This window comes from Acinetobacter chengduensis, from assembly GCF_003664645.1.
In the GTDB taxonomy this organism is placed as follows: Bacteria; Pseudomonadota; Gammaproteobacteria; order Pseudomonadales; family Moraxellaceae; genus Acinetobacter; species Acinetobacter chengduensis.
Map to the genome: position 1 here is coordinate 1 of NZ_RCHC01000006.1, position 11,698 is coordinate 11,698.

The following is an 11,698-nucleotide window of genomic DNA, read 5'->3' on the forward strand; positions in this document are numbered from 1 at the left end:
AACGTGTGGCTTATTACGTTCAAACTTAGCCTTAGCCATGTTCATATTCCTCGTTTACGTCGAACACAATTCTGAGCAAAACCCAGCATCGACTTGCTTGCCTAAAAAAATAGACACCCTGATACTTAAAAAGCAGACTAATAAGCCTGCTTTTGAAATCTTGTGCAACAATGTTGCTAAACTGTAATCTGGAGCTCTTATCGAGATTTGAACTCGAGACCTCTCCCTTACCAAGGGAGTGCTCTACCACTGAGCTATAAGAGCAAATTTAGTACTTCAATGGAGCGGGAGACGAGGGTCGAACTCGCGACATGCAGCTTGGAAGGCTGCCGCTCTACCAACTGAGCTACTCCCGCACGATGTTGGTACATTCCACTTAATTGAAGTCTTAAAATTGGTGGTGAGGGAAGGATTCGAACCTTCGAAACTTTCGTAGCGGAGTTACAGTCCGCCCCCTTTGACCGCTCGGGAACCTCACCATTTTACACTTACTTCAGTGTCGTTCTTCAACCATACTCAAACTTTCTAAGATGGTGCCGGCACACGGATTCGAACTGTGGACCTACTGATTACAAGTCAGTTGCTCTACCAACTGAGCTATGCCGGCGTTTCTTAGTGTTTCGTACGTTTCGTATCGGAACGGTGTGCAGTTTAGCAAAACTTGAAATCCTTGCAAGTGTTTTTTCTAAAAAAAACGTGAAAAACTCATAAAATCAATCCATTTGATGATAATTCAACCGATTTGATCACTGCACGAGCTTTTATTTGCGTTTCATTCCATTCAGATTCAGGATTTGAGTCGTAAACCACACCAGCTCCTGCCTGAACATAGACCTTATTTTCACGAATAACACAGGTACGAATCGCAATCGACATGTCCATTTCGCCGTGCCAGCCTAAATAACCAACAGCCCCACCAAAAATTCCACGTTTTACTGGCTCAACTTCGTCAATAATTTCCATAGCACGGATTTTAGGAGCACCAGAAAGCGTTCCTGCTGGGAATGTTGCCTTAAAAACATCCAAAGCATCAACATCATCGCGTACCTCACCTTGCACATTTGACACAATGTGCATGACATGCGAGTAACGTTCGATCACCATTTGATCAGTCACTTGCACTTTACCAATTTTGGAAACACGACCGACGTCATTTCGCCCCAAGTCAATCAGCATTAAATGCTCAGCAATTTCTTTTTCATCCGAAAGTAGATCTTTTTCTAATGCCAAATCTTCTTCTTTGGTTTTGCCACGTGGACGTGTACCCGCCAATGGGCGTACAGTGGCTACGCCATTTTCTAAGCGTGACAAAATCTCGGGTGAAGATCCAACAATATGAAATGGCGTGTTATTGCCTAAGGTCTGCCCTTGTACAAGGAACAAATACGGCGAAGGATTCAAGTGGCGTAAGGCACGATAGACTTGTAATGGCTCTCCATCAAAGTCTGACACCATACGATGACCTGGTACCACCTGCATCACATCCCCTGCTCGGATGTAATCTTTGACTTTTTCAATAGACGCCAAGAAGTTGTCATGTCCAGTTAAAGACTCAAAGTGTGGCGCAGTGTGTTTAATTGCTTTTAAGCTGACAGGTGTCGCGAGAATATCTTCGAGTTGATCTAATTGTGCCTGTGCTTGGGTATAGGCATCTGCATCATTTACATCTGCGTGCACAATTAAAAACAAAGTATCTTTTAAGTTATCAAAGACAATTACAGTTTTTGATAACATCATCCAGATATCAGGTAATCCTACAGGATCGTCCGCAGGCACATTTTTGAGCTTCGGCTCAATATAACGTACAGCATCATAGCCAAAGTATCCCACCAGGCCACCTGTAAAGCTCGGTAAGCCTGGCAAGTCCTGCTGGGTTGGAACTTTAAACTGAGATTGAAAGTCGCGAATAAATTGAAATGGATCGAGGCACGGTTGCTCACTCAGACTACCATCTGTAGCTTTTATAGTCAGCACACCTTCATTGCATGAAAATACAGTGGACTCGCCCAAACCAATAATTGAGTAGCGCGCCCAGTTTTCACCACCTTCTACCGATTCAAATAAATACGCTTGCTGGTGTTGCTTTAAACGCGCAAAGATAGACAGTGGTGTATCTGTATCTGCTAAACGCTGACGATAGACTGGAATAAGGTTATAGCCTTGCTGAGCAAGTTGCTGAAATTGTGCTGATGTTGTCATGTGGTTTTTCTCTTTTAAATTAGGGTTACTCAGTATGTAAATAAAATTGAACTGAGCGACGCCATCGAAAAACCTTACAACTATTCATGTTTCTTCCTTAGTACCCTTTGCTAAGCCAGCAGCTCACGTAAATCATCCACAATTAACTGCGGATGACAGTCTGCTATATTCTCACCATGATTATAGCCATAGCTGACCACAATACAATCAATACCCGCACGGCGTGACGCTTCAACATCATTTGAAGAATCCCCCACCATTAATACTTGCGCGGTTTCCACCTGATAATGTTCAACACAATGATTTAATTGACGTGGATGAGGTTTACGCTCTTCAAAGCGATCTCCACCAATCACATCATCAAAATAATGCAACATATCTAAAGTTTCTAAAATAGTTCGTGCTGGCTGCTCTGGCTTATTGGTCACACAGACCAATGTTTTGCCTTGTGCTTTTGCCCAGTCTAGAAACTGAAGTACCCCAACAAATGGGCGTGTCTCTGCGCATGGATCGGCATTATAAATTTTTAAGAAGGTTGCCAACAATTGTTGGTGCTGTGCCGCATCCACCGTTACGGTTAAATGCTCCAATACGCTACGACAAAACAGAGAAGTGCCCTTTCCAATCCAAACACGGACTTGTTCTTCACTCACCGTTGGAAGTTGCAATACATTCAAACTCATATTCATGGCCAGATATAAGTCAGCTGCAGAATCGACCAAGGTCCCATCTAAGTCAAAAAGGATGACTTCACGGTCTTGCAACTTCACATCAAACATAACGCCCTCTATTTTTTCATTTTCATTTCAAACCATACATTCCATCGACCCTAGATGCAATTATGGTTGATATCTTTTATATCAATACAACAAAGGCATGCGATTGCATGCCTTTAGAATTCGCAACTTCGAGTTTATTTAAAAATAAACCATGCAACGAGTGCAAGAATAATTAATACAATCAGACTCATTAGGCCCAAAGACGCATTTTTTTGCTCAAGCTTTTCTTCTTCGGCACGTGTAATTGGTTGCTCGACAGGAATTGGCTTAGGCTCTGGCGTCGCTGCACTAATATCTACACCTTCAGGAATTGGCGCAGGTTTAGGTACAGAAATATTTTGAGGCATTCCATCACGACTGAGCTGGACATTATTATCGCGCTCATTCAACTGCGTCATGCCCTGATCACTCAATTGTTGAGCAGCGGTTTTAAACTCTTCTTCAACGACAGGTGCAACATCTTCCACCTTAGGCTGAACATTAAGCTCAGATACAGCAACAGCTTCTGCAGGTTGACGTATTGGGCTCACAGGTACTTCTATAGGCTGTTCAGCAACATCTACTGTAAATCTAGCAGCACTGGCAAACTGCACCACATCGCCTGCATGCAATTCTACCGCATCCATAGCAATACGCACGTCATTAACAAAAGTGCCATTTGAAGAACCCAAATCCTGTACCCATAACGCTTGTTCTTTCAGTAAAAAAGCAGCATGTTTACGTGAGATATCTGCTTGTGGCAACACAATATCGGTCGCTTGATGGCGTCCCACCAATAGATCACGCTCAATATTGATCTCTTGCGTAGCTGAATCGCCTGCGTGGGCTTTTATTTTCCAAGTCATGAAATATGCTTCTCTACATGATTTTTTAGCATCATAGCATGCTGAATCAAGAAAACTTTAACCCCCTGTTAAAGTTTGATTCAGCATGTTAACGCAATGCTTATTGGATATTTTTATTTGCTGGCACACCATTTGGCACAGTAACGGTTTGGCGCTTCACTGTTGGCTCTATGGCCACAGGTGTAGTCACTATCACGGGTGCAGTCGGTACGGTCTGGTAAGTCTTGTTTGTTGTATTAGACGATAGCTTCGAAACAGGTAAGCGCTGTTGATATACATCATCAACCTGCTCTGGCAGTTTCGCAAAACTACCATCTGAATCTAAAGCCAACTGTAAACTATATAATTGGTTATAGCGTTGCTGGGTCAAACGACGAATTTCGTTGCTATTCCCAATAATAGTCGGGTGAATAAATACCAGTAAGTTACGCTTCTTATTGCTCTTGCCATCCGAACGGAATAAACGACCTAAACCAGGAATAGCACCCAAGCCAGGAACGGCCTGACGTAAATAAGATGTGTTGTCTGAAATGAGGCCACCAAGCACAATGGTTTGCCCATGCTCAGCCAAAATAGAGGTTTTTAAGGCGCGCTTGCTGGTGACCAAGTCAGACGCTTGCCCTTTATTTGCTTTTACATCTGAAACTTCTTGCTCTACCTCTAAGCGTACAGAACCACCTTCACCAATATGCGGAACCACTTTTAAGGTCACCCCCACATCTTTACGTTCAATGGTCGTATATGGATTGGCTGTACCCGTAGAACTAGTAGACACCGATCCCGTAACAAAAGGTACGTTTTCACCCACAACGATGTAGGCTTCTTCATTGTCCATCGTCACAATCGAAGGCGTAGACAATAAGTTCGACTTAGTGTTTTCTTTTAAGGCCTGAATCATTGCACCATACAGTTTACGTGAACCATCACTGCCTTCTTTATAATCACCCAATACCAACGATGTGCCTGCGCTAATTGCACCAGCCGCTCCTAAGGCACCATTCGCCACAGCACCTGCAGCAATACTCCCCAAACTAGAGCCGATATTATCAAAATTAATAATCCCGATACCGCTACTAATATCACCCAAAGCCCACTGCACACCCAACTGATCTGCATCATTACCTTCAACTTCAATAATGGCAGCTTCAATTAATACTTGCTGACGACGCGTATCTAATTGCTGAATCGCAGATTCAATTTCACGCATTAACTGAGGATCAGCTTTCACCACCAATGCATTCTGAGTTGCGTCGGCAATAATACTGATACCATTACTACTAAATGTCGTGATGTTATTTTGGTTATTATTACTACTATTATTTGAGTTTAAATTAATGCTCGAACCCGTATTATTGTTTGAGCCACTATTCGATGCTGAATTGTTATTCATTAAACTATTCATGCTCGAATTAGAGTTCGAAGAAGATGATCCTTTTGAAGAATCATTCGATGAAACTGCTTGACCCGTGACTAAACCTTGTAAAATCTCTGCCAAGTTTTTTGCACTGGCATATTTTAAACGGAAAACCTTCAAACCACCCAAGCGATCTGCTGAAGGCACATCCAGCATTTCAATCATTTGGCGGATACGTTTACGTGAGGCCGTATCCCCTTTAATAACAATTCGATTGGTACGATTATCCGCAATAATACGAACACGCGCACCTTTCAAATCTTTAGCCGCTCCCGTAGAACTCATAGAGTCCAACAAGCCAATCATCTCTTCTGCTTGACTCGACTGTAAGGTCACAGCCTCAATATCATTTTGGCCTGTACCATCCAGGTTACGAATAATGGTTTCAAGCTGATAAATATTGCTTGCACGATCTGAAATGATTAAAGCATTCGTCCCTGCAACCCCAGACAAATGCGCAAACTGAGGCATAAGTGGGCGTAGCGCAGGAATCAAATCATTGGCATTGGTATTGTCCAGCCAAATAACACGAGTCACAATTTGATCGCCCGTCGCGCGATGACGCGCATCGTAAGGCACACCCGAGCTTTTCACATTGCTGTCTGGAACCAATTTAATGGTATTGCCAGAAGGAATGGCCACCACACCGTTTACATTCAATACACCTAAAAAGAGATCATAGACCTCAGTTTTATTGAGTGGCTTATTTGAAATGACCGTGACATTGCCTCGAACCCTTGGATCAACCGCAAAATTCTTGCCCGTAATATCTGCGACTTCGTTAATAAATGCTGTTAAATCTGCATCACGTAAATTAATTTTCCATGTCTGTGCATAGCTGGCAGTGCTGACCATAGCCACCAGCGGCGCCAAAGCATAGGCGGCCAATATTGGACGATTATTATTAAATAAAGCCATAACTACTCGTATTTCCTAACCTGCTTTAGTGATCACACATCACTTCAAATCCTGTTGTACGGTTACCACTTGATCACCGCGTTTTATTTCGAGCTTGACCTGACCCTCACGTCGAGCTTGTTCTAATAATTGTGCTTCTGTTTGTCCTTGGCCGACAGTTTGACCATTCAGCGACATAATTCGATCACCTGGCTGTAAGCCAAGCTTATTACGTAACCCTACAGGTGTACGCGCTGTCACCTCGTAACCATTGCCACTTCCGGATGCACCAATACCCATATCTTGTAAATACTGATCGCGATTTTCTTGTATTCGTTGTACCGCTTGACCTATGGCACTACTGGGCTGATTGTTTCCCATATTGTTTGAGGAAGAATCACCTACATTGCCATTTTGTGCATTGGGCTTTACTTCTGGCACAATGGGTTGATCTAAACCATTTTCCATGCCCTTAAACTGTAGTTCACGTACAGCACCACTACTGGTTCTTAAAATCACTCGATCCCAATAGACTTCAGACAAACTATAGTTGGAACCTAAGATAGGCTCCCCCACGCGATAACGGTCAGCGACTTCATTGACTTTAATGACAGCCGAGGAAAATTGACTTGGATAGCCCTGTACAACCCCTTGTAGCGTCATATTTAACTGCTGATCACTTGCAGAGGTATTCGTTGCTTCTTGAAAAAGTGCAAATGCGCTGATATTTGGCACCTGAGCTTGCTGTGAACCCAATTCCACACGTTCAATCTGCATGACTTGGGGGGGTGCCAATAATAACCACAGTAAAGCCGCCAATTTCCAGCATAAAACTAAAATAGCAAGGGCCAATGCCACAGGTGCAAGACGATCCGCTTGCTTTAAATCGAGTTGTTTAATTTTGTCGATCCATGCACTCATTACATGCCACCTCGGATCAAGGGTTGACGCGAGCTCACCACATAGGTGTCTAAGCCTGCCTTACCATCATAAGAAGCAACATTCATCAAAAGACGTTGCGTCAATTGCACGTCCAGCATCAAGCTGTTGTCCAATTGCAAATTCATCATTTTTTGTTCGCGCTGATCACGCACATCAATGAACAATTTACCTTGATCATCTGAAAGCTTTGCCAGTAACGATGGTATCGTCATTCGATCTTGGCGCTGGGCAAAGGTATAAATTAACTCACCGCCCGCCCATTGCAATTGACCTTCTGCTTGCGTAAACCCTTGACTTGGATTATAGCGAGTAGCTACATCCTTAAGTTGAATCGCATTCACTGGCCACTGCCAATCCGCTAAACTTTTCAGTGTTTCTGGTGCAATTTGTCCATTTAAATTTTGAATACGCAGGGTTTTTCCTAGGCCATAACCCACCACTGCATCAAGCTTGGTATTGCCACTATGAATTTCAACATTTGCGCCAACACGCAATAAAATTAAATCCCAAGGCCGAGTTTTCCAACTCACAGATCCTGTTAGCTGGTCTTTTTTCCAATCGGCTTGCCCACGCCAAATGTTGCCACTGACGTTATGAAGGGTCTGATTATTTTTATAAAATTTTGAAAAAATCCATGCTGCTGGAACTTGCAACAGGATAAAAATAAAAAAACTAATGAGAGCAAATATCAACCATCTGATTTGCTTTGGTTTCTTGCTCATCCTGCCTCAACTGAACTTATCATTTTTCTTCCATGAAACTTGCTTTCTTTATAGACACATTATGCACACTTTTTCCACAACGCCAATTCATAGAGATAAAAAAACCAAGCAAAAATGCTTGGTTTTTTATCTTAGCGTCCAATCATGACCATGTCGTGACCAATTGCCTCGAAGTTTGCTTAGGCTTAGATAATAAAATCTTCTAATTTCGCGCCTTTTTCAAGCTCAGCAACTAACCAACGAGGTTGTTTACCACGGCCTGTCCACGTATCTTCTGGGTTTGCTTTGCTACGGTAGCGTGGCTCTACTGATTTACGTACTGTTTTTTTACGTTTACTTGCGCCAAATTCTAAAATTTGTTCAATGGTTAAACCTAAATTTTCAGCGATTTCTACGATTTGATTATAAGCGTCTTCAACTGCTTGATCTTTTTTAGAGGCAATTAAAGCTTCCGCTTCAACCTGTAGTCTTTTTAATTCCTCTACAGATAAATTACTGATGTCTGGCATTACATTAACTCCGAGTTTCATTTTATTTTGTTTTGTAAAACACGCTCATCATATTTATATTACAATTAATATTCAATATAAATAAAAATAAAAAACATGTTTTCACCAATCTTCACAAAATAAATATTCCACTTATTTAAATCACATTTGATACCTTTAATTCTAATTCTTTCATTTTTGAACGTAGCGTTTCTGGAATCGGTGTTTTATTCATATTGATTTTATCTACACAAACAATCACAGCCTCACCTTGAGCTATAACAGCCTGTTGTTTTTCACTCCATAAAATATAACTCATTCTTAATGCACTATTTCGGAGCTCTTCAATACGTGTCGCCACACTTAATGTATCTGGATAAAATACGGGTTTTAAATACTGACACTGGTTGGATGCCACTACAGTAAATATATCTGTAGAAAATATATCTAGAGCATCAAAATATAGAATTCGTGCACTTTCCATATAACGATAATATGCCGTATTATTGACATGGCCATAAGCATCCATATCCCCCCATGCAACAGCTTGCTTAAGAATAATCGGATAGTGATTAATGAAGTCCATTTATCGCGTCCTTTTAGATTTTAATTTTTACGAAATTCGCATTATTTTCAAAAATAAGATTTAACTGTTGTTCTAAATCTTCTTGACCTTGTAACAAGGACTTAATTCTTAAATAACTCATCAGCACATCATCTGGATATAACTGCAATAGAGTCTGCGCATCCTGAGTTCGGCCTGTTGCCATGTAGACATGCCATTTTGCAAAACTTAATACAGGCAAAGCCGGATAACGACTTTCCCAAAGATTAATCTGCTGTTCAGCATGTTGATAGTCTGGGTTTTGACACAATAACTGCTGCTCAAACCATAAATAGAACACTTCTTGGTTAAATTGCTCCCCCAGCAAGTGTTCGGCTAACTGCTGATGTTGCATTCCCAGTTCAGGCAAACGGGCTAAAACTTTTAACCAAAGCACCTTAATCTCATAAGGGCGGACTTCTATTTGCTCGTTTAAATCTAAATAGCGCTGTTGTAAACGCTGCAAATCCGCCACAGAGGCTTGATCAAATGCCTTCAACAACTGCTTCAACCAAATTTGCTTGGCTGTTTCATCTAAATGACCATAGCGCGTAGAATGTAAATATAACCACGGGAACTGAGCAGCAAACTGTCCCCATAAGCTAATTAAACGTTGCTGATAAGACTCTTTAACATTATCCAACCACGGCGATAACTCATGTTGATTTAAAAATTCAAGATGTGTTAATGCTTGCTCGCCATCATTTTTTGATAAATAAATTTCGATCCGTTGCTGTTCTGCTAACTCAAATGCTGTGGGGTTCGCTTCATTTAAGACCATTAAAGCTTCGTCATATTGCTGACGCATCCAATATAAACGTGCGCTAATAATTCCTTTTAATAAGCCAGACTGACTAAAAACTTGCTGAATAAAATTTTGTTGATCTGATCCTGCATTTAATAACCACACGACAGCCAATTGCTCATAAGGATGCAGTTGATTAAAATTAAATACTGTTTCTATTTTACGTTGCTCACGGCTTAAATAACGTTTGACTGCCAACCAAAGCATTTGAACCAGAAAGCTAAATAAAATTAAGCTGAAAATTAAAAACCAAAGGTTGGTTTGTATTTGCCATTCACGCCAATATAAATACACATAGCCCGCGCCATAACCATAGCTCAGTAAACTAAATAATGCCGTACATAATAGGGCAACAAAAACATAGGCAAAAATGATCTGTTTCATGTTGGCTTATCCAATTAAAGTTCGTGTATTTAATACTGGTGCAGTAAATACAGGTGATTGTTTTAATTGGTGTATCCGCTGAATAAAATGCTGTGTGTTTGAATCAGGCAATTGCTTTAAGTTTTTTTCAATTGAACTAAGCTCAACTTGAAAGGCTTGATACTGCCCTTTTTGCAACAGTTGCTGTGCATTTAACAAGCGTAATTGTGCTTCTTTTAAAACCAATGACCGTTGCATTAAAACCGCACTTGGTCGATCAACTGATTCAATTTGAATCCAGCGTTTTAAAAATGACTGATCTTGTTGTGTCGGCGAACTAATATGTTGTTTTTGAATTTCTTTAGCGAGTTCTACATCCAGCTGTTGTAGCAAACTGACTGTCTTTTGATTTTGTGTGTTGCGCGCTTGTACAAATTGCACAATGTTGCCACGATCTTTTTCAATGACTTGATGCAAACTGGCTTTTAACGCAGGCGCTAAAGGATAACTTTCTAAACTTTGATCTAAGTGCATTAACTTCTCTAAAGCCAATGCATATTGTTGTTGCTGTAGCGCAAATTCAATGTAATCTAATTGCATGGCAATCAGCTTACTCGGTGCCATTTGCTCGACTGGAATTGAGTCAACCTGTGTCGTTGGCGTAGAACTTGTCGCTAATGGTTGTCCTATTTGTCGTTTTAACGCCGCCATTTGATCATTTAAGTTGGCATTGCTTTGTTCAAGTTGGCTCTGCTGTTGTTGCGCTTGCTGTTGCTGCGCTTGCAAAAAATAAACATCATAACTCAACTTCAGCAACCACAATGCCAGTACAACCACCAACAAGATAGACAGTTTCTTCATGTATTCCCTTGTACAGCATGAAGCTGCTTTAAAATAGTATCCTGTTTTAAGTCTTCAAGCTGTATCACTTGATAGTCCAGTTGATGCTCATGACAAGATTGCTCAACGAGACGAGTCACTCGCTCTGCCAAAACAAAACAGTACATTGATGTCTGCTCACACAAATAGTGCTGTGCTAATCTTAGCCAGTTGTTCCAGCTAGCCTCACTTGTAATCAGTAATACACAAGCTAATGCTTCACGAATGACATCCAAATGTGCCTGCAAGGTTTGTGTCGCAGACACAGGGCAATCCCGTCGATACAAAACAAAGTTAAGCACCTGAACCCCTTGATTAGCTAAGCTATCCATCATAAATTGACGGCCACCTTCACCACGCCAAAAAGCAATTTGCGCAGATGAATCTAAGTGTTGCAATACAGGTAAGCTTAGCATGCCTTCTGATGTTTCAACCTCAGGCACATGGCTTTCAAAGCCATACTGCAAAAGTGCTTGTGCTGTTGCCTGCCCGACCGCAATCCACTGAATGCGGTGCAAATCTTCGGGCTTGCCACCAGCCTGAGCCAAGGCTTGCATACCAAATGTGACCGCTGCAGGACTAACCACTACAATGACCTTTACTCGGTCGATTTGTGCAAACAAATGCGCAAGTGACTCAGACCACGGCATCGCCTCAAGCGCTAACAAAGGAAGCTCTAATACATCCATCCCCTCAGCTTGCAATGCTTGTGTGAGCTGCTGGGCACGGTCTGAGGGTCGGGTATTAATAAACAACATGGC

Annotated in this window: 12 protein-coding genes and 4 tRNA genes; 1 reads left to right on the forward strand and 15 read right to left on the reverse strand. The window is 41.5% G+C overall.

Annotation, left to right across the window (positions count from 1 at the left end):
• A partial coding sequence (locus D9K81_RS18565) for a hypothetical protein (protein ID WP_207667513.1) occupies window positions 1-187 on the forward strand: 187 nt, incomplete at its 5' end.
• Window positions 188-189: 2 nt separating this feature from the next.
• On the opposite strand, the gene D9K81_RS06570 is transcribed toward D9K81_RS18565, so the two are convergent.
• The 15 genes from D9K81_RS06570 to D9K81_RS06640 all read right to left on the reverse strand — a co-directional run bounded on the left by D9K81_RS06570 (window position 190) and on the right by D9K81_RS06640 (window position 11,695).
• Window positions 190-264 (reverse strand) — tRNA-Thr (locus tag D9K81_RS06570).
• 16 nt (window positions 265-280) lie between these two features.
• Window positions 281-356: transfer RNA gene (locus tag D9K81_RS06575), tRNA-Gly, on the reverse strand.
• 39 nt (window positions 357-395) lie between these two features.
• Window positions 396-479, reverse strand: a tRNA-Tyr gene (locus D9K81_RS06580).
• Window positions 480-531: 52 nt separating this feature from the next.
• Window positions 532-607 (reverse strand) — tRNA-Thr (locus D9K81_RS06585).
• 98 nt (window positions 608-705) lie between these two features.
• Window positions 706-2,199 carry an anthranilate synthase component I gene (gene trpE, locus D9K81_RS06590; protein ID WP_120374836.1) on the reverse strand — a complete coding sequence of 498 codons (1,494 nt, stop codon included), beginning with the start codon at window positions 2,197-2,199 and terminating at the stop codon, window positions 706-708.
• A 110-nt stretch (window positions 2,200-2,309) separates the two neighbouring features.
• Entirely contained in the window at window positions 2,310-2,978 is a 669-nt protein-coding gene (locus D9K81_RS06595) for a phosphoglycolate phosphatase (RefSeq protein ID WP_120374837.1), read from the reverse strand.
• A gap of 134 nt (window positions 2,979-3,112) precedes the next feature.
• Window positions 3,113-3,823, reverse strand: coding sequence for an FHA domain-containing protein (locus D9K81_RS06600; protein ID WP_120374838.1), 711 nt, complete (start codon window positions 3,821-3,823; stop codon window positions 3,113-3,115).
• A 100-nt stretch (window positions 3,824-3,923) separates the two neighbouring features.
• On the reverse strand, window positions 3,924-6,155 hold the full coding sequence (gspD, locus tag D9K81_RS06605) for a type II secretion system secretin GspD (protein ID WP_120374839.1): 2,232 nt from the start codon (window positions 6,153-6,155) through the stop codon (window positions 3,924-3,926).
• 39 nt (window positions 6,156-6,194) lie between these two features.
• A complete protein-coding gene (locus tag D9K81_RS06610; protein WP_120374840.1) occupies window positions 6,195-7,055 on the reverse strand; it encodes a type II secretion system protein N in 861 nt (286 codons plus the stop codon).
• Window positions 7,055-7,798: a type II secretion system protein N gene (gene gspN / locus D9K81_RS06615; RefSeq protein WP_120374841.1), complete on the reverse strand. Its 744-nt coding sequence runs from the start codon at window positions 7,796-7,798 to the stop codon at window positions 7,055-7,057. Before gspN ends, D9K81_RS06610 begins: the two co-directional genes overlap by 1 nt.
• 185 nt (window positions 7,799-7,983) lie before the next feature.
• Complete coding sequence (locus tag D9K81_RS06620; RefSeq protein ID WP_120374842.1) at window positions 7,984-8,307, reverse strand: H-NS histone family protein; 324 nt, start codon at window positions 8,305-8,307, stop codon at window positions 7,984-7,986.
• A 136-nt stretch (window positions 8,308-8,443) separates the two neighbouring features.
• The gene (locus tag D9K81_RS06625; protein WP_120374843.1) at window positions 8,444-8,872 is read right to left on the reverse strand and encodes an acyl-CoA thioesterase; all 429 of its coding nucleotides are present in this window, start codon (window positions 8,870-8,872) and stop codon (window positions 8,444-8,446) included.
• A 13-nt stretch (window positions 8,873-8,885) separates the two neighbouring features.
• Window positions 8,886-10,079 (reverse strand): heme biosynthesis protein HemY, encoded by a 1,194-nt coding sequence (locus D9K81_RS06630; protein ID WP_120374844.1) that lies wholly within the window; start codon window positions 10,077-10,079, stop codon window positions 8,886-8,888.
• A gap of 6 nt (window positions 10,080-10,085) precedes the next feature.
• Window positions 10,086-10,919 carry a hypothetical protein gene (locus tag D9K81_RS06635; protein WP_120374845.1) on the reverse strand — a complete coding sequence of 278 codons (834 nt, stop codon included), beginning with the start codon at window positions 10,917-10,919 and terminating at the stop codon, window positions 10,086-10,088.
• The gene (locus D9K81_RS06640; protein WP_120374846.1) at window positions 10,916-11,695 is read right to left on the reverse strand and encodes a uroporphyrinogen-III synthase; all 780 of its coding nucleotides are present in this window, start codon (window positions 11,693-11,695) and stop codon (window positions 10,916-10,918) included. Before D9K81_RS06640 ends, D9K81_RS06635 begins: the two co-directional genes overlap by 4 nt.
• Window positions 11,696-11,698: the final 3 nt, after the last annotated feature.

Excerpts from the sequence above, each read along its gene's own strand:
- trpE (WP_120374836.1), bottom strand. The coding sequence starts at position 2,199 with ATGACAACATCAGCACAATTTCAGCAACTTGCTCAGCAAGGCTATAAC.
- D9K81_RS06595 (WP_120374837.1), bottom strand. The coding sequence starts at position 2,978 with ATGTTTGATGTGAAGTTGCAAGACCGTGAAGTCATCCTTTTTGACTTA.
- D9K81_RS06600 (WP_120374838.1), bottom strand. The coding sequence starts at position 3,823 with ATGACTTGGAAAATAAAAGCCCACGCAGGCGATTCAGCTACGCAAGAG.
- gspD (WP_120374839.1), bottom strand. The coding sequence starts at position 6,155 with ATGGCTTTATTTAATAATAATCGTCCAATATTGGCCGCCTATGCTTTG.
- D9K81_RS06610 (WP_120374840.1), bottom strand. The coding sequence starts at position 7,055 with ATGAGTGCATGGATCGACAAAATTAAACAACTCGATTTAAAGCAAGCG.
- gspN (WP_120374841.1), bottom strand. The coding sequence starts at position 7,798 with ATGAGCAAGAAACCAAAGCAAATCAGATGGTTGATATTTGCTCTCATT.
- D9K81_RS06620 (WP_120374842.1), bottom strand. The coding sequence starts at position 8,307 with ATGCCAGACATCAGTAATTTATCTGTAGAGGAATTAAAAAGACTACAG.
- D9K81_RS06625 (WP_120374843.1), bottom strand. The coding sequence starts at position 8,872 with ATGGACTTCATTAATCACTATCCGATTATTCTTAAGCAAGCTGTTGCA.
- D9K81_RS06630 (WP_120374844.1), bottom strand. The coding sequence starts at position 10,079 with ATGAAACAGATCATTTTTGCCTATGTTTTTGTTGCCCTATTATGTACG.
- D9K81_RS06635 (WP_120374845.1), bottom strand. The coding sequence starts at position 10,919 with ATGAAGAAACTGTCTATCTTGTTGGTGGTTGTACTGGCATTGTGGTTG.
- D9K81_RS06640 (WP_120374846.1), bottom strand. The coding sequence starts at position 11,695 with ATGTTGTTTATTAATACCCGACCCTCAGACCGTGCCCAGCAGCTCACA.